Origin of the sequence: Clostridium sp. USBA 49 (genome assembly GCF_900167505.1) — a bacterium.
Lineage (GTDB): Bacteria > Bacillota > Clostridia > Clostridiales > Clostridiaceae > Clostridium_AT > Clostridium_AT prolinivorans.
In genome coordinates, this window is record NZ_FUYD01000001.1 from 137,729 (window position 1) to 155,177 (window position 17,449).

General features: G+C 28.4%; 16 protein-coding genes, 1 other RNA gene and 4 pseudogenes. 3 read left to right on the forward strand and 18 right to left on the reverse strand.

Translation table 11 applies throughout. The features are described from left to right. Positions 1-37: 37 nt before the first annotated feature. From B5D11_RS00620 to B5D11_RS12900, 6 genes are all read right to left on the reverse strand, one after another. Positions 38-1,720, reverse strand: coding sequence for a glycoside hydrolase family 13 protein (locus B5D11_RS00620; protein ID WP_078681109.1), 1,683 nt, complete (start codon positions 1,718-1,720; stop codon positions 38-40). Positions 1,721-1,771: 51 nt separating this feature from the next. Then, positions 1,772-2,683 (reverse strand): LacI family DNA-binding transcriptional regulator, encoded by a 912-nt coding sequence (locus tag B5D11_RS00625; RefSeq protein ID WP_078681110.1) that lies wholly within the window; start codon positions 2,681-2,683, stop codon positions 1,772-1,774. Positions 2,684-2,790: 107 nt separating this feature from the next. Continuing rightward, positions 2,791-3,660 (reverse strand): sugar ABC transporter permease, encoded by an 870-nt coding sequence (locus B5D11_RS00630; RefSeq protein ID WP_078681111.1) that lies wholly within the window; start codon positions 3,658-3,660, stop codon positions 2,791-2,793. Beyond that, on the reverse strand, positions 3,660-4,883 hold the full coding sequence (locus tag B5D11_RS00635) for a carbohydrate ABC transporter permease (RefSeq protein WP_078681112.1): 1,224 nt from the start codon (positions 4,881-4,883) through the stop codon (positions 3,660-3,662). Before B5D11_RS00635 ends, B5D11_RS00630 begins: the two co-directional genes overlap by 1 nt. A 122-nt stretch (positions 4,884-5,005) precedes the next feature. Next, positions 5,006-5,845 (reverse strand): sugar ABC transporter substrate-binding protein, encoded by an 840-nt coding sequence (locus B5D11_RS00640; protein WP_278320330.1) that lies wholly within the window; start codon positions 5,843-5,845, stop codon positions 5,006-5,008. 2 nt (positions 5,846-5,847) lie between these two features. After that, positions 5,848-6,357 carry a sugar ABC transporter substrate-binding protein gene (locus B5D11_RS12900; protein WP_278320331.1) on the reverse strand — a complete coding sequence of 170 codons (510 nt, stop codon included), beginning with the start codon at positions 6,355-6,357 and terminating at the stop codon, positions 5,848-5,850. Between the two features lie 409 nt (positions 6,358-6,766). Between B5D11_RS12900 and B5D11_RS00645 the strand changes: the two genes are divergently transcribed. Together B5D11_RS00645 and B5D11_RS12490 are read left to right on the forward strand one after the other, a co-directional pair. Further along, entirely contained in the window at positions 6,767-8,926 is a 2,160-nt protein-coding gene (locus B5D11_RS00645; protein ID WP_078681113.1) for an alpha-amylase family glycosyl hydrolase, read from the forward strand. Positions 8,927-9,187: 261 nt separating this feature from the next. Next, positions 9,188-9,361 carry a transposase gene (locus B5D11_RS12490; protein ID WP_143327662.1) on the forward strand — a complete coding sequence of 58 codons (174 nt, stop codon included), beginning with the start codon at positions 9,188-9,190 and terminating at the stop codon, positions 9,359-9,361. On the opposite strand, the pseudogene B5D11_RS12770 reads toward B5D11_RS12490, so the two are convergent. From B5D11_RS12770 to B5D11_RS12905, 6 genes and pseudogenes are all read right to left on the reverse strand, one after another. Beyond that, positions 9,285-9,492, reverse strand: a pseudogene (locus B5D11_RS12770) (recombinase family protein); the annotation flags it as partial. The gene B5D11_RS12490 and the pseudogene B5D11_RS12770 overlap by 77 nt on opposite strands. 162 nt (positions 9,493-9,654) lie before the next feature. After that, a pseudogene (locus B5D11_RS00650) lies at positions 9,655-9,744 on the reverse strand (recombinase); the annotation flags it as partial. 205 nt (positions 9,745-9,949) lie between these two features. Beyond that, complete coding sequence (locus B5D11_RS00655; RefSeq protein ID WP_078681114.1) at positions 9,950-10,681, reverse strand: hypothetical protein; 732 nt, start codon at positions 10,679-10,681, stop codon at positions 9,950-9,952. Beyond that, a complete protein-coding gene (locus B5D11_RS00660; protein WP_180376928.1) occupies positions 10,674-11,417 on the reverse strand; it encodes a hypothetical protein in 744 nt (247 codons plus the stop codon). The genes B5D11_RS00655 and B5D11_RS00660 overlap by 8 nt, the downstream gene beginning before the upstream one ends. After that, positions 11,401-12,063, reverse strand: coding sequence for an ATP-binding cassette domain-containing protein (locus B5D11_RS00665; protein ID WP_078681116.1), 663 nt, complete (start codon positions 12,061-12,063; stop codon positions 11,401-11,403). Before B5D11_RS00665 ends, B5D11_RS00660 begins: the two co-directional genes overlap by 17 nt. After that, complete coding sequence (locus B5D11_RS12905; protein WP_265936962.1) at positions 12,060-12,182, reverse strand: hypothetical protein; 123 nt, start codon at positions 12,180-12,182, stop codon at positions 12,060-12,062. The genes B5D11_RS00665 and B5D11_RS12905 overlap by 4 nt, the downstream gene beginning before the upstream one ends. Before the next feature lie 142 nt (positions 12,183-12,324). Here B5D11_RS12905 and B5D11_RS12775 point away from each other — a divergent pair. Then, a pseudogene (locus tag B5D11_RS12775) lies at positions 12,325-12,433 on the forward strand (IS1 family transposase); the annotation flags it as partial. Positions 12,434-12,879: 446 nt separating this feature from the next. Here B5D11_RS12775 and B5D11_RS12780 read toward each other — a convergent pair. From B5D11_RS12780 to rnr, 6 genes and pseudogenes are all read right to left on the reverse strand, one after another. Further along, positions 12,880-13,266, reverse strand: coding sequence for a hypothetical protein (locus B5D11_RS12780; protein WP_228201947.1), 387 nt, complete (start codon positions 13,264-13,266; stop codon positions 12,880-12,882). Continuing rightward, entirely contained in the window at positions 13,245-13,451 is a 207-nt protein-coding gene (locus B5D11_RS13015) for a zinc ribbon domain-containing protein (RefSeq protein ID WP_347476660.1), read from the reverse strand. Before B5D11_RS13015 ends, B5D11_RS12780 begins: the two co-directional genes overlap by 22 nt. Continuing rightward, positions 13,437-13,691, reverse strand: a pseudogene (locus tag B5D11_RS13020) (recombinase family protein); the annotation flags it as partial. The pseudogene B5D11_RS13020 and the gene B5D11_RS13015, both read right to left, overlap by 15 nt. Positions 13,692-14,065: 374 nt before the next feature. After that, positions 14,066-14,422: a transfer-messenger RNA gene (ssrA, locus tag B5D11_RS00675) on the reverse strand. 154 nt (positions 14,423-14,576) lie between these two features. Next, positions 14,577-15,047 (reverse strand): SsrA-binding protein SmpB, encoded by a 471-nt coding sequence (gene smpB, locus B5D11_RS00680; protein WP_078681117.1) that lies wholly within the window; start codon positions 15,045-15,047, stop codon positions 14,577-14,579. A gap of 185 nt (positions 15,048-15,232) precedes the next feature. Beyond that, positions 15,233-17,410, reverse strand: coding sequence for a ribonuclease R (gene rnr, locus B5D11_RS00685; RefSeq protein ID WP_078681118.1), 2,178 nt, complete (start codon positions 17,408-17,410; stop codon positions 15,233-15,235). Positions 17,411-17,449 lie beyond the last annotated feature (39 nt).

Here is a 17,449-nt window from a genome sequence, read left to right on the forward strand (position 1 = left end):
ATATAGCTAAAATTTTTTAATATAATTTATTGCTACTTTATTTTAATTTTAAAACAAATTTTTCATATGGCTTTAATTCTAGTACATTATTTATATTTATAAATTTATTTGCATATAAATCTAAAACTTCACCATTGATTCCTAAATCAGCCTTTTCATTTTTATCTCCTATGTTAAATACACAAATTATTTCTTCATTTTCTGTGTATCTTTTATATGCATATACATTTTTATTTACAAATATTTTACTATATTCTCCTTCTTGAAGTGCCTTCGATGTTTTTCTTATTTTTGCCATATTTTTATAAAATTCAAATAAATCTTTATCTATGTTTTCAAAGTCAATGGTCATTCTGCAATATGGATCTGTTGCACCTGATAAACCTACTTCATCACCATAAAATATCATTGGAATTCCAATAGAAGTAAACATATAAAATACAGCTGATTTTAATTTTTCTTTATCATTTTCACATTCATATAAAAATCTCGCTGTATCATGGCTGTCTATTAAGTTTAGAAGATTATATCTTATATCTTTTCTATATCTTGCAAATAGGTTTTGTATAAAACAGTCTAATTCATTTAATGTTGCTGTATTTTTAGCAAATACTTCAAGTGCTATATTCATAAATGGATAATTCATAGTTGAATCGTATTGTTCTCCTTTAAGATAGCTCTCTGCTCCATCCCAAACTTCTCCTATTATTATTGCGTCTTCCTTTGCATCTTTAACAACCTCCCTAAACTCTCTCCAAAATTTATGATCTATTTCATTTGCAACATCTAATCTCCATCCATCTATATCAAACTCTTCTATCCAATATTTGGAAACTTCTAAAAGATATTTTTTAGTTTCTTTATTTGTTGTATTTAGCTTTGGCATATTTTTAGAATGTCCAAACATTTCATAACTTCCGTCTTCTTTAAAAAAGTACCAATCATAATATTTTGATTTTTTACCTTTTTTAATAGCATCTTTGAATGCAAAAAATTCATCACTTGTATGATTAAATACTGCATCTAGTATAATCTTTATACCTCTTTCATGACATCTATTTACAAATTCTCTAAATATACTCTTATCGCCAAAAGATTTATCTATATTGTAATAATCTATAGTATCATATTTATGACAGCTAGGTGATTCAAATATGGGAGTTAGATATATTGCATTTATTCCAAGTTCTTCAATATAATCTAATTTATTTAGTATCCCTTTTATATTTCCTCCAAACATTCTTTTATTAGTTGGTTCATCAAACCAATTCTCATCAATTTCTTCTTTATTAAATCTATCAACAAATATTTGATAAAATATTGATTGTCTCCACCAATCATGGGCTTTGTATAAATCCCCTTTGCAAATATATGAGAATATAAAATATTTATTTCTATCCTCAGGTAATATATTGTAAAATCTTCCTTGTGCATAATATATTTTTTCACATTTATCTTCTAACTTAAAGCAATAACAAATTCTATTAAACTTTGGTGATATTGTTATCTCATAGTAATCAAATAAATCATCTGTAAAAATTTTTTTCATAGGAATTTCATACATTGTAACTATCTTAGAAGTATCATATCTATCTCCATATAAAAGTTTAACATTATAAATATCATCTTTTTTAGTCCTAAGTTTAAGACATAAAGTTTTTTCATCTAATGGATAAGCATATGTGCTGTCACTTTCATGATAAATTGCTTCTTTAAACATATATATTCCTCCAAAACTTAATCGTTTAAGTAAAATGATTATTAAGACAGATTAATCTGCCTTAATAATTGTATACTTATTATTTTTAAAATTTCCATCAATATATTTAAATAAAATATTAACTATTACTTTTGCCATTTGATTTAAATTTATTGATACTTTATTTATATCTTCTTTTAAAAGATATTCCTGATCATTTATGCATATAACAGATAAATTTTTATTATCTATATAATTATTCATAAGTATTCCTAATTCTTCTGATACAACTATAAAATGTCTATCTTTATATTTTTTTAATATATCCTCTACTTTTTCTTTTGAATCAACAAAATATATTATTTTATCTTTATTTTTTTCTAATAATTCATTCATTAAATCTTTACTATTTAATTTTGGTATTAAAATAACTGAATCATTTATGTTAACTTTGTATAAATCAGCTATCTTTTTTGCACATTCAACATAGTCTACTATTACCTTATGAAATAATATATCATCTAAATATGTGTCTATTAAAATTATTGGTACAGTAAACTTTATTGATATATTATAAAATATACTTTTATCAACATCTACAACAAGTACACCTTCTAAATCTCTTTGCTTTATTATATCTAAATTAGGTTCATCTAAATCTATGTTTGATGACAACACATGGTATCCTTTATCAGCAAGATATTCTTCAATATTTTCAAGCAATTTATAATAATGGTTTGTCATTATAGGCAATTTATTTTGTTTACTCTTTACAATCAAAACTCCTATAAGCCCTGATTTTTTCATAACTAATGACCTTGCAGCAAGATTTGGAACATAGTTTAATTTATTTGCAACTTGTATTATCTTATCCTTTGTTCCATCTGAAATACTTTGCTTTGGATTTCCATTTAATACATAAGATACAGTTGCAACTGAGACTCCTACCTCCTTTGCTATATCCTTTAAAGTAGCTTTTCTCATATATTCCCTCCACACCAATGCAATAAATAAAATCAACCTTTTTAATGATAATCTATATTATACTCTTATGAATAGAACAGTCAATGCAGGAAGGGAATATATTTACATCAGCTTTTTACAGCACCTGATGATAATCCTTCTACAACATATTTTTGAGTTATAACAAATAGTATGACTATTGGAATAGCAACTAATATTGCACCTGATGCAAATAATGTAAACTTAGTATTAGTTTGTCCTGTAACCATATCCATAAGTCCTATAGCTAATGTCTTTTTGTCAGCACTTCTTAAAACTAAACTTTGGAATATAAAATCCATCCAAGGTCCTATAAATGTAGTCAATGCTAAAAATACCATAATTGGAGTTGCAAGAGGCATTATAATTTTTGTAAATGTTATAAAATTTGATGCTCCATCAACTCTTGCGGCTTCATCTAAACTTCTTGGAATTTGATCAAAATATCCCTTTATTAGCCATGTATTCCCAGGTATTTGTGCCCCTGAATAAAATAGAACTAATCCTAAATGTGTATTAAGCAAATTAAGCTGTAAAAGTAATGTATACACAGCGGTAAGAGTTAAAAAACTTGGAAATACCTGAAGTACAAGAACTGTAACAAGTCCTGCCTTCCTTCCCTTAAATCTAAATCTTGAAAATACATATGCGTTAAATGTAGTAAGTATTGTTGATATAATCATATTTAAAAAAGCAATTTTTAACGTATTTTTATACCAAATTGGATAATCTGTTTTTGTAAATAACTCTTTATAGTGAATAAATGTTGGATTTTTAGGTATCATACTTGATGAATATAAGCTATCACCTGGATTAAGAGAAGAACCTATAATCCAAAGTATAGGGAAAAGTATAAATATACTATTTAGCACAAGAAACGTATATACTATTACTTTTAATATTATTTCCTTAGTTGTAAGTTTCCTTTTATTTTTTTTAGTATAATTATTAATATTCATTAAACTAGGTCCTCCTCTCTAAAGGATTTAGATCTTGTAAAACTATATGCAACAATTGGTGCTATAAATACAAATATAAATATTGTTACAACTGAAGCCATATGATATTGTTGTTGGTTTAAAGTCATTTTATATATCCATGAAATTAAAATATCTGTATCTCCAGCATATCTATATGAAGCATTAACTGGTCCTCCATCTGATACTGAATAAATTAGCATGAAATTATTAAAGTTATAGGCAAAGCTTGATATTAATAATGGCATTGTTGAAAATAATACCATTGGTAATGTTATATGTCTAAACTTCTGCCATGCTGTTGCACCATCTATATCTGATGATTCATATAAATCTTTTGGTATATTTGTTAATATACTTGTCATAAGAGCCATAAAATAAGGTGCTCCAAGCCACATATTTATCATTACCAAAGTAGCCTTTGCCATAGTAGGATCAGTTAACCATCCTATTCTTGGTAATCCTATACTTTCAAACAAATCATTTATTGGTCCTGAACCATTAAATAAAAGTCTCATAACAAGCATTGATATAAGTCCAGGTACTGCATATGGAATAATAAATATTGTTCTCCAAAGTTTTTTAATTTTAACTCCTGCTGAATTTATTATTAACGCCCATAATAATCCTACAAAATAGCTTGTAACTGTTGCAAGTATTCCCCAAACAACTGTCCACATAAATATTCCTGATAAAGTTTCATTCCAAATCTTAAGTCCAAATAACTCTTTAAAGTTTTGTAAGCCTACCCAATTAATAAGATTTCTAGGTGGCAGATGATATGGTGATGAATAATCTGTAAAAGCTATAAGTACAGTAAATATTATTGGTAATAAAATAAAAAACATTAATGATAACATTCCAGGTGTCATTACTATATAGTGGAAATTTCTATCAATTACTTCCTTGAAACTTTCCTTTTTTTCTTTTTTAGGTTTTCTGGCATCTTTAATACTATAAATATAAACGCCAATAAAAATAGCTATTAAAAAAATAGAAATTATACCTTGTAACATCAAAAAAATTGAATGGTCATATACCGCAATGCCTTTTGAATTATAATGAAATTTTGTTTCACCAAGAGTATAAAGCCCCCATAGCCCATTGGCAAAATAAGGAACACCTAAAACAATTGTTACTATTTCAATAAGAAGTAAAATTATACCCTTTATATGTTCTCCCTTTAAAATCTGGCCTGATCCCATAATTAAGTAGAAAAGCCATGATAATTTTTTTTATTTTCCATTTTTTCACCTCTTATTATATAATTATTATAGATATGTGCTTAAGCACATATCTATAATATATAAAATTAAATATTGATTTTTTATTTTTGTGCAGCTATAGCATCTTTTATTGTTTGAACAGCCTTATCAAGAGCTGCTTTTGGCTCTTGTTTTCCATCCCAAATTGTTGAAAATGCAGCAGCTAGTGGATCCCATACAAGACTCATTTGTGGAATTGATGGCATTGGTTGTGCAAATTGAGTTTGATCCATAAATCCAGCAACTAGTGGATCATTCTTTATCTCTTCTTTTTCAGCTAAAGTTTTAACTGGAGGCAGCTGTTTAGTCATTTCAAATCTCTTTAATAACATTTCATCTGAAGTTACAAAATCTGCAAATAATGCAGCAGCATTTGGATATTTAGTAAATGAGCTTACAAAAAGACTTCTAATACCTGAAAAGCTGACTGGCTGCTTTCCTTCAAACGTTGGAAGCTTTGCAACACCAACATCAATTCCAGCTTTTTTGTATCCTTCAAGTGCCCATGGTCCATTTATAATCATAGCAGCCTTTCCTGTTGAGAATAAACCATCTACTAACTGATAATTAGCATCTTTTTGCTTTAATGGAATTATTGAATTTAAGCTCTTAAAAAACTCAGCACCTTTTATAGCACCTTCATTATTTAACCCTAAATCGTTTTTATCAGTACCATTTTTACCAAATACATAACCACCATTTGCAGTTAAGAAACTATATGAAAAATATGCATCTCCAACATTCCATAAAAGTGCATATTTCTTTTCCTTTGGATTATTAAAAGTTTTAGCAAATTCAATTATTTGTTCATAAGTAGCTGGTGCTTCTTTAATTAATGCCTTATTATATATTAAACCATATGTTTCAATAGCTGTTGGATAACCATAAACTGTTCCATCCATACTTACACCAAAGAAAAAATCATGATTACAATGACAGTTTTAGTAGTTGGATAACCATAAACTGTTCCATCCATACTTACACCGTTTACGGCTGCATCAATGAAATCTTTTTTTATTCTATCTGGATTGTTATTAGGTCTTATAAGTCCTGCTGCAATAAGCTTTCCTAAATTATCATGTGGTGCTGATATAACATCTGCTCCAACTCCTGCAGGTCCATCTTGTTGTAGTTTTCCAGCTGTTGCTATATGATCAACAGCCTCATATTTAACCTTAACACCATATTTTTTTTCAAATTCTTGAGCAGCATATTTCATGTATTCTCCTTCTGCTCCTTCACTTTCCCAAACAACTAGTGAAGCTCCTTCTTCTGGCTTTAATTCTGCTTTTGCTTCAGTATTTGTTTGAGCATTACTCTCTGTTTCACTTTCTTCAACTGGCTTCTTTGCACATCCTGTCATTAATGATGTAACTAAAACAGTTGAAAGAATAATTGCTAATGACTTTTTCAATGTTACTTCCCCCTTAATTAAATTTTAATTCATTAACTTAAATGTTTAAGTTAATTATATTATAATATTTTTGCAAACGTTTGTCTATATTTTTAGAAAAATTTTAAAACATAAATTAATACAAAATATTGCATTTTTCGCTAAATTCTTTTTTGTAATTTTTTCAATAATACAATGATATAAAAATATACTTTAAATTGTTTTCTTATTTACTATAATTAATAATCTAACCAAAACATTTCTAAATAAATTTATATTTATATTATGAATTATTTACTTTACCATTTATTAAATAAAAATTTACAGAATTTTTATTTAATTATTGAATTTTCCATTTTATCTTGTTATAATGAATATAATTTCATTAACTTAAACGTTTAATAAATTATATTATTAAGGAGGTTTTAATATGCGTAAATTTAATGCCTTAATAAAAAACAAATTATTTCCTTTTATCCTTTCTTTTATATTATTATTTTCTCTATACATTAATAATCCGCCTAAAGCACTAACAGCATCAACTTATAGTGGTGATTCTTCTGTATCAAATAAGGTAAATTTCTCTACAGATGTAATTTATCAAATTGTTACAGATCGTTTTTATGATGGTAATACATCAAACAATCCTACTGGAACTTTATATGATTCATCTAAAACTCAACTAAAAAAATATTTTGGTGGAGACTGGCAAGGCATTATAAATAAAATTAATGATGGATATTTATCCGATATGGGTATTACTGCAATTTGGATTTCTCAGCCTATTGAAAATATTTATTCCGTTTTAAGTGATGGAAGTACTTCTTATCATGGATATTGGGCAAGAGATTTTAAAAAAACTAACCCATTCTTTGGTTCATTTACTGATTTTCAAAATTTAATAAATGCTGCTCATGCAAAAAACATTAAAGTAATAATTGATTTTGCTCCTAATCATACATCTCCTGCTGATGAAGATAATGTTAATTATGCTGAAAACGGACGCCTCTATGATAACGGTTCACTAATTGCAGGTTATTCAAATGATACAAATGGAATATTCCATCATAATGGTGGAACTAATTTTTCTACATTAGAAGATGGTATATATAAAAATTTATTTGATTTAGCAGATTTAAATCATCAAAATAATATAGTTGATTCATATATTAAAGAATCAATAAAAAAATGGTTAGATATGGGTATCGACGGGATAAGAATGGATGCTGTAAAACATATGCCTATGGGATGGCAAAAAAATTTTATGGACTCTATATATAGTTATAAGCCCGTATTTACTTTTGGTGAATGGTTTTTAGGTACCAATGAAGTTGATTTAAATAATCATTATTTTGCTAATAATAGTGGCATGAGCCTTTTAGATTTCAGATTTGCTCAAAAAGTTAGACAAGTCTTTAGAGATAATACCGACACAATGTATGGTCTAAATTCAATGATTACTGATACTTACAATTCTTATGAAGACATAAATGATCAAGTTACTTTTATTGATAATCACGATATGGATAGATTTACTATAACTAATGGAAACACAAGAAAAACAGATTTAGCTTTAACATTATTACTGACATCTCGTGGCGTTCCTGCTATATATTATGGTACAGAACAATATATGACTGGCAACGGAGATCCAAACAACAGAGCAATGATGGCAAGTTTTAATAAAACAACAACTGCTTATAAAATTATTCAAAAATTAGCACCACTTAGAAAAACAAATCCTGCACTTTCTTATGGAACTACAACAGAAAAATGGATTAATAATGATGTTTACACTTATGAAAGAAAATTCGGTAATAGCGTAGTTTTAGTTGCAATAAACAAAAATTTAAATACCAGTGTCAGTGTTAATGGAATTTATACATCTTTGCCAAGTGGAACATATTCAGATTTTTTAAGCGGGATAGTTTCTGGTAATAGCATAACTGTTAACAGCAACGGCTCAGTGAATTCGTTTACTCTTCCTGCTGGCAGTGCAGCTGTTTGGCAATATACTTCAAATACTAATAATCCTACAATTGGGCATATTGGACATCCTATGGCAAAACCTGGTCAAACAATTGTAATTGATGGCAGAGGATTTGGAAGTACTAAAGGAAGTGTATATTTCGGCAGTACAGCTGCAACAGTTATTTCTTGGAGCGATACTGAAATTAAAGTTACAGTTCCTTCAATTCAACCTGGAAAAATTGGAGTATATTTAAAGACTGCATCAGGTTTAACGAGTAACACTTTTAATAATTTTGATGTTTTAACATCTTCTCAAGTATTAGTAAGATTTGTAGTAAATAATGCTAATACAAATTTAGGAGAAAATCTATATTTAGTTGGCAATACTGCTGAATTAGGTAATTGGGATACAAATAAAGCTATAGGTCCTATATTTAATCAAGTAGTTTATAAATATCCTACATGGTATTATGATGTAAACGTTCCCTCTAATACAAATATTCAATTTAAGTTTATAAAGAAAAATGGTTCTTCTGTTGTTTGGGAAGGTGGTTCTAACCACACGTATACAACTCCAACAAATTCTACTGGAATTATAACTGTTAATTGGCAACAATAATTTTTCAAAAAAGAGCGTAATTAGATTTGATTCTACACAAATTTAATTACGCTCTCCTTTTTAAGGATTAAAATCTTGAATTTTATTATATTTGGCTATTTTTACTATCCTTGCGTAAAACATTAAAGTAATAATTGATTTTTCTTTTAATCTACATCTTCTTCTGAGCAAAATAAAATAATGTTAATTGGTGTTAGTATATTAGTGTAGACACAAAAAGCCAAACGCCTTAAAATATAAAAAGGAAAGGAAGTGTCTAGAATGGCAAAAGGGCAAAAGTATTATACAGAAGAATTTAGAAAGACAATTGTAGAGCTCTATAACTCTGGTAAGAGTTTGGCAGAGCTTAGCAGCGAATATGGCTGTTTTCTACATAATACTGTGGAACTTCCCCTTCGTTTCTCTTTATCTTCTTTGTTAGAAAATCTACTGTAAACTTATTTTGAAGTACCACATCATCTTTATATTTTTCATTTTTAAGAATGGTTAATACTGTACTTTGATGCCATACCCCTTTACCCTGCTGGTGTTGGAACTTTATTTTCTGTTAAATACTTTGCTATGCTTAATGCTGTTTTGCCCTAAGCTTTTTACTTGATGTATTATGAACAAGTTTATAATTACTTCTTCTATTTACACCACTTCGGCTCTAAGCTGAGTACTGGCGGTTGGCTAGACCTTACCAGACAGGATTCCCACCTGCTATATATTTAGCGTTTTCTGGACGCACTATTTCTTGCAAATCGGCTAACTGGCTTTGTAATTATAAGGTCTATCTTGCCACTTAAGGCATCTTCAATCATTTTATTAAATCCATTACAGCTCTTGTCATAGGTTTCCACTACATAAGTTATATGGGATATGTGATATGGCTGCCATCAAAAATCAAAAAAGCCCTGATTTCTCAAGACTTCTATCTATCTTATCAATGGAACGTTCAAATTTGTCTTTATACGATGATGTTGATACAATATTTAATTAATCCTATTCTAATACTCTCTCCAATTTTTAAATAGCTAATTTTCATAGCATGTGAATCTTTAGTGAAATCCTTTTTTGTAGAAAAACAATTCCTAAAATAAGAATGATAATAAATATAAAAAAAATACTTAAATACAACAAATTTATGTTATTAAATAAAAAAAAGTTTAAACGTCTAAATAATCCAATCTTATTTTTACTGTCTAAAAAAACTAATCCACTAAAAAATAATAGATAGTTTGAAAACAGTCCATGAGCAGCCATTATTCTCTTAACATGAAGAACAACTAACAAAAATAAATAGGACAAGAAAACCGTTATTACTAAAATTAGAATAAAATATAATAATGTTTGAAATGAAAACAATGTAAAATTCATATCTGAAACAAACAATACCAATAATACAGGAATCAATACAACAAGTATAATTTCTATACAAGTTGAAATAACTCGTGAAAGAAAAATATCAGTAAAAGAACATTTGTGATGCAAAATATTTCTTAAATAATCCATACGAATTTCCCGCTCTACTTCTGAAATAATCTTTCCAATAACTCCAGTTAAAATAAACCACATAAATATTCTAAAAATAAAATATTTATCTAAGACAATTCGATTATTATTATGATTAGTATTATATTCAACAAAAATAATTCCTAAAAGGAAAAAAATATCTGTTGCTTCACTTAAAAAATAATCTATGAAATAATTTTTGTTTTGTTGTATTTTTTTCATTAAATCTATTTTAACTAAAAATAAAAAACTATCACACATGAAGAATTTTACCCTCCCGATATAATCTTCTACAATTTATTTTAAACGATAGGAACATTAAACTTAAGTAACCAATTAATTGAAAACATATTATTATAACTGAATTCATTGGAATTTTGTTGTTGTTTAATAAAGATATAATGATGTTATTTAAAACTGTAAAAGGAAATAAAACTGAAAATACTTTTACTTCATAAAAAATGCCCGAGAAAAATAATATTACATAATACAAAACTCCAGAAAGTGAACTTATCCTTTTATATACCAAGGCAAAGCTTCCGATTATTCCTCCAATTAGATACATAATGATAGTTGTAGTTATAATAAAAATGAATATTAGTAAAAATTGACTTAAAGAAACATTCAATGACATATTCAATACTATTGCTATTATAATAAAAATAATGCAACCTTTCATAAAATCCATAAATATCTGAATAAGATTTCTCATAGCAATAATTGAAAAAATACTTACTTTACTTGAAAGAATGTTGAACAAAGTCCTATATTCAATCTCCTCTTCCAATATAAAAGCGGTACTATCTAAACCGTGCAAAGACCAATACCATGTAAAAAGCAGAAAAAACAGACTTTTTCTTTCATTGTCAAAAAAGTCAATTAACCCCATAAAAAGTATGATATATCCTAAATTAGCAAATATAATATTAATTTTAAAGTTTTTAAATTCTAATATACTCCTTCGTAATTCTATATAATAATTAAGTATCATATTCATTCCCTTTCTTTATACTAACAATTTCACCTTTATTCATTTCATATATATTAAATGAATCATGCTTTATTAAATCAGAATCATGGGTAGTTATTAATATTGTGCTGCCATTCTCTTTTAATTCATAAAGCTTTTGTAATAACACTCTTTTTGCATTGTCATCTAAACCATTGGTTGGCTCGTCCATTGCAAGATATTTAGGTCTTAATAGCATGGCAAGTATCAAAGAAAGTTTCTGTCTGTTCCCCTGTGATAGCTCACTAACTTTTTTATCTATGTGTTCACTAAACTCAAAGTCATCAATATATTGCTGTAATTCTTCTTCTTTAGCTTTATACTTTATTTTATTAATTCCCAACAAATACTGTATGTTTTCTTTGCCTGTTAAGTATTCATAAAAACCTTTTCCACTTTCTAGTACAATATGACTGTTTTTTCGCATATAGCTGCTTTTATTTGAAAATCCATCAATTAAAATTTCCCCTTTTGTTTGATAGACAAAACCACATATAATGAATATAAGAGTAGACTTACCTGCACCATTACTTCCTATGAAACAATTTATTGTTTTATCTTCTATTGTAAGTTCATTCACATTTAATACTGGTATATTTTGGTATATTTTTATTACATTTTTTAATCTTATCATACGATAACTCCCAACTCCTTAAGATCTTTTTCAATAACCGTTAAGTTTTTTTCAATTTCCGAAACATGTAAATCAGGATACTTTCTTTTAAAAAATATTATTTGTTCTTCTCTATCCATATTTTCCTTCAGACATTTTAAAAATAAATAATAAGGTTCTGTTGTTTCATATATTTCTTCAGTATACCTAAAAAAACTATTAACAAACCATTTTCTACTAAATTAGGTTCATTTGAATTTCATCCCCCTGAGAGATGAAATTATGTGCAAATCATTGAATAAAATTTCATGTTCAAGATGCCATAGTCAAAATTTCTATCACTTTGGGAAAGACAAAAGAGGTAATCAAAAATATCCGATGTAAAAATTGTTAACATCAATTTGCTCTTGAAGATTTTATGTGTAAGAAAAATCATGTATTGAGATGCTAGCATCTTTGTCCTGTTTATGGCAACGATATATCTATAAAACTGCCATCTTTTATTATGTGTGCACATACTCATAAAAACTTACATAATCAATTATGTATATATATATATATACAGTCAATAAAAATTTTTCTATATTTTTCTACATTGTTCTACACATGGTAAATGAAAATACATCCTCCAATATTAATATACAACATTTTGAGCATAATTCCTTTTAATGTAATTTAACTCTATGCTAAAAAGAGGCTAACTATCCATAGCCCCTTTACATTACAACCTCCATCCCATCCTTAAACACAAACACCATCTTGTCACCTTCATAAACCTTAACTGCCTCAATAACCATATTCCAAAGCTCACCATCAAATTCATCTATTAACATATCCCTATCCCCTATCCCTTAAAACCTTCATAAATTCATCTATCCTATCCTTCTTTGCAAGCCTTTCAAAGCTTTCATTTTCAGCATCTTCAATTGACCTTCTCTTTCCTTCATACCTTTCAATTAAGGCATCGTATCTTGTCATATATTCCTCTTGATCCTGTGCTTTGGCTGCATTATCACGTATGCATCTGTTTATCTCATCTATAATTTCTTTTGCTTCCTTTTCAATTTCATATATTTTTTCATCCAAATCTTTAACATCTGTAAGTTCCTTTATAACTTCCTCATACCCTTTTAATATTTCTTCCTTATTATTTATAACTCCATTAAACACCTCTACAAAGGCATTCTTTAAATCTTCTTCATTTATAAATGGTGTCTCTTGCACTTTTCCTCATTATTATACTTAGAATTGCACTGCCAAATAACCTTCCTATACTTATCATTGGAATGCCATACCTTTCTGCCATAGAAACTTCCACAGTCACCACAGATAATCTTTCCTGAGAAGTAGTTTCTTCCTGTCTTATAACCTCTTGCAACTTTTCTATTTTTTATCTCCATCTGCACCATATCAAAAGCTTTAGGTGAGATAATTGCAGGGTGGCTGTTTTCTACATAATACTGTGGAACTTCCCCTTCGTTTCTCTTTATCTTCTTTGTTAGAAAATCTACTGTAAACTTATTTTGAAGTACCGCATCATCTTTATATTTTTCATTTTTAAGAATGGTTAATACTGTGCTTTGATGCCATACTCCTTTACCTACTAGTGTTGGAACTTTATTTTCTGTTAAATACTTTGCTATGCTTAATGCTGTTTTGCCCTAAGCTTTTTACTTAATGTATTATGAACAAGTTTATAATTACCTCTTCTATTTACACCACTTCGGCTCTAAGGCTGAGTACCGGGGGTTGGCTAGACCTTACCAGACAGGATTCCCACCTGCTATATATTTAGCGTTTTCTGGACGCACTGTTTCTTGCAAATCGGCTAACTGGCTTTGTAATTATAAGGTTTATATTGCCACTTAAAGCATCTTCAATCATTTTATTAAATCCATTACAGCTTTGTCATAGGTTCCCACTACATAAGTTATATGGGATATGTGATATGGCTGCCATCAAAAAGCAAAAAAGCCCTGATTTCTCAAGGCTTCTATCTATCGTATCATTGTGTTGTTCAATGTGGTGGAGGTGAGCGGAGTCGAACCGCTGTCCGAAAGAAGTAGTATCCGAGCTTCTCCGAGTGCAGTCCTTATTTTTACATTCCCTCTACCAAACGCCTAAGGACAGGCTTTTGGTTTCAGTAGCTTCATATATCCCGTTCCTGTGGCAAAGCTTACACAGGCTCGTTTCACCGCTATCGACGCCAGACTCTAAGCCGCGGTACTCTTAGGCTGACGTTAGCAGACTAAGCTGCTAAAGCTAAATTATCGTTATTAGCGTTTATATTTAATCCCATAGTTTTTTAAGGCGGGACCACGGGTTCCCTCCACTCGCTTCTCAGATACCACTATCCCCCGTCGAAACCAAATACACCCCCATATTTATGTGAATGCAAGGATATTTATAGTAGTATCTAAAAATAAACTTTATTTTATTAAGTTTTTCTCTTGCATCTTAATTACATTACATATAATACATTAAATTATAGAATTAATCAATAATAAATATTAGGAAATTTTTTAAATTATTTTTTAATATCTCATTTTATTCTTTATTTCCCTTTCAATGTCTCTTTTAGCTGCTTTTTCAAGCATTGCATCTCTTTTATCATAGTTCTTTTTGCCTTTAGCTACTGCAAGATTAACTTTTATTTTACCATTTTTTAAATATAAAGATAAAGGTACTAAAGTGTAACCTTGTTGTGATATATATCCTGCAAGCTTCATTATTTCATTTTTATGAAGAAGCAACCTTCTATCGCGTAAAGGATCTCTATTAAATATATTACCTTGCTCATAAGGACTTATATGCATATTGCGTATAAATACTTCCCCGTTTCTAACTTCTGCATAACTATCTTTTAAATTAGCTTTTCCAGCTCTTACAGACTTAACTTCAGTGCCAACTAATTCAATTCCTGCTTCCATTGATTCTTCTATAAAATAATCGTGTCTAGCTTTTCTATTTTCAACAAGTGTTCTATTTTTGCTCTCTTTTGCCATAGAATCACATCCTTTAGTAACTATTAGCAGAATATTATTATATTACAAATTGTACCATAAGTCAATATATTTATCCTCATTTTTAATTTAAGTAAGCTCCTTTAATAGTAAACTCACCTCACTCACAAAAAAGAATGAGGTTTTAATAGCAGAATTATAAAGAAGCTTACTTTAAATTTTTATTATTATTTAGTTTTTTCTTCTTTAACTTCTTCTAAAGACACATTTGCATCTGAAATTTCATTTTCTTCTTTTTCTGCAAATTCAAAATAAATTTCTCTTTCATCTATATTTACTTTAGAAACTTTAACCTTTATTTTATCTCCTAATCTATATATTTTCTTAGTCCTTTCTCCTATTAAACTTAGATGTTTTTCATCATATATATAATAATCATCATCAAAATAACTTATGTGAATTAATCCCTCTATAGTATTAGGCAACTCTACAAATACTCCAAAGCTTGTTATAGAAGAAATTATACCTTCGTATACTTCTCCTATTTTGTCTAACATATATTCAGCTTTCTTTAAATCATCTACTTCTCTTTCAGCATCTTGTGCAACTCTTTCCATTTCAGAAGATTGTTTAGAAGCATATTCAACTTCTTTGTTTAACCTGCTAATTCTATTTTCATCTATTTGCCCATTTATATATTCTTTAATTATTCTATGAATAATTAAATCGGGATAACGTCTTATAGGAGAGGTAAAATGGCAATAATATCTTGCTGCTAATCCAAAATGTCCAACACACTCTGGAGAATATCTTGCCTGCTTTAATGAACGAAGAAGAAGCGTACTTACAACAGTTTCTTCATTTTTACCTTTAAATTTTTCAATTATTTCCTGAAGTATTTTAGGGTGGATTTCTTTAGTCCACTTTACAACACAGCCTAAATTATAAACAAATTCGTGAAAAATATTTAACTTTTCTTCATCTGGTTCTTCATGTATTCTATATACAAACGGTAAATTAGTCCAAAACATATGTTCTGCTATAGTTTCATTACATACAAGCATAAATTCTTCTATTATTCTATTAGCTATTTCTCTTTCATAAGGTTTAACATCTATTGCTTTACCATTTTCATCTAATATAATTTTGCTTTCTACAAATTCAAAGTCTATTGCTCCCCTACTCATTCTTTTTTTATAAAGTATATTGCAAAGCTCTTCCATAGCTTTAAAGTCTTCATAAAGATATTCATATCTTTTTATGAGATTTTCATCTTTATCTCTAAGTATTTTTGTAACATCTGTATAAGTCATTCTTTCTTTACTTTTAATAACGCTTTCAACAATTTTATAATCTAAAACTTTTCCATTTCTATCAATCTCCATAATACAGCTTAATGCTAATCTATCTACATTAGGATTTAAACTGCATACTCCATTTGAAAGTTTTTTCGGCAGCATAGGTATTACTCTGTCTATTAAATAAACAGAATTACCTCTTTTAAATGCTTCTTTATCAAGAGGATTTTTTTCTTTTACATAATTAGAAACATCAGCAATATGAACACCTAATTTAAAATTACCATTAGGCAATCTTTCTATTGATACAGCATCATCTAAATCTTTAGCATCTTCTCCATCTATAGTTACCATATTTAAACTTCTTAAATCTTCACGTCTTTTATATTCTTCTTCTGGTATTTCTTCTGATATATTATCAGCGTATCTTTCTACTTTAGGAGGAAATTCTTCTGGAAGTCCATATTTTCTTATAATAGTAAGTATGTCTATTCCCTTATCGCCTTTGTTCCCAAGTATTTCAATTATCCTTCCTTCTGGATTTCTTCTTCCATCTGGCCAAGCTGTTATTTCTGCAATTACTATTTGACCTGTTTTAGCTCCATTTTTATCATTTTTGGGAATAAATATATCCTGTGCTATTCTCTTATTATCAGCTATTACAAATCCAAAATTTTTGCTGTCTTCATAGGTGCCTATTATAGTTTTATTGTTTCTTTTAAGTATTCTAATTATTTCTCCTTCTCTTCTTTTACCTCCTTGTTCTTCTTTAGTAACCTTTGCTATTACTTTATCACCATGCATTGCTCCACTCATACTTGATATAGGTATAAAAACATCGCTTTCATTGTTTTCTGGTATTACAAAACCATATCCTTTTTGATGCCCTTGAAGTTTTCCTACTACAAGTCCCATTCTTTCTGGAAGTCCATAATGATCTGTTCTTGTTTTTAATATTTCACCATCTTTTTCCATTTCATTTATAGTGTCTTCAAAAATATAGAATTCATCTTTGCTAATATTAAAACTATTAGCCAGTTCATATATTGACATAGGTTTATAAGCTTTTTCTCTCATAAATTCTATAATAGCTTCTCTTATATTCATTTTATTTTCTCCTTTTTTATATTAATATTCTTAATACTA

Excerpts from the sequence above, each read along its gene's own strand:
- B5D11_RS00665 (WP_078681116.1), bottom strand. The coding sequence starts at position 12,063 with ATGATAAGATTAAAAAATGTAATAAAAATATACCAAAATATACCAGTA.
- B5D11_RS12905 (WP_265936962.1), bottom strand. The coding sequence starts at position 12,182 with ATGGATAGAGAAGAACAAATAATATTTTTTAAAAGAAAGTATCCTGAT.
- B5D11_RS00630 (WP_078681111.1), bottom strand. The coding sequence starts at position 3,660 with ATGAATATTAATAATTATACTAAAAAAAATAAAAGGAAACTTACAACT.
- B5D11_RS12490 (WP_143327662.1), top strand. The coding sequence starts at position 9,188 with ATGGCAAAAGGGCAAAAGTATTATACAGAAGAATTTAGAAAGACAATT.
- smpB (WP_078681117.1), bottom strand. The coding sequence starts at position 15,047 with ATGGCAAAAGAGAGCAAAAATAGAACACTTGTTGAAAATAGAAAAGCT.
- rnr (WP_078681118.1), bottom strand. The coding sequence starts at position 17,410 with ATGAATATAAGAGAAGCTATTATAGAATTTATGAGAGAAAAAGCTTAT.
- B5D11_RS00640 (WP_278320330.1), bottom strand. The coding sequence starts at position 5,845 with ATGGATGGAACAGTTTATGGTTATCCAACAGCTATTGAAACATATGGT.
- B5D11_RS00660 (WP_180376928.1), bottom strand. The coding sequence starts at position 11,417 with ATGAATATGATACTTAATTATTATATAGAATTACGAAGGAGTATATTA.
- B5D11_RS00625 (WP_078681110.1), bottom strand. The coding sequence starts at position 2,683 with ATGAGAAAAGCTACTTTAAAGGATATAGCAAAGGAGGTAGGAGTCTCA.
- B5D11_RS00620 (WP_078681109.1), bottom strand. The coding sequence starts at position 1,720 with ATGTTTAAAGAAGCAATTTATCATGAAAGTGACAGCACATATGCTTAT.
- B5D11_RS13015 (WP_347476660.1), bottom strand. The coding sequence starts at position 13,451 with ATGGTGCAGATGGAGATAAAAAATAGAAAAGTTGCAAGAGGTTATAAG.
- B5D11_RS00645 (WP_078681113.1), top strand. The coding sequence starts at position 6,767 with ATGCGTAAATTTAATGCCTTAATAAAAAACAAATTATTTCCTTTTATC.
- B5D11_RS00655 (WP_078681114.1), bottom strand. The coding sequence starts at position 10,681 with ATGTGTGATAGTTTTTTATTTTTAGTTAAAATAGATTTAATGAAAAAA.
- B5D11_RS00635 (WP_078681112.1), bottom strand. The coding sequence starts at position 4,883 with ATGGGATCAGGCCAGATTTTAAAGGGAGAACATATAAAGGGTATAATT.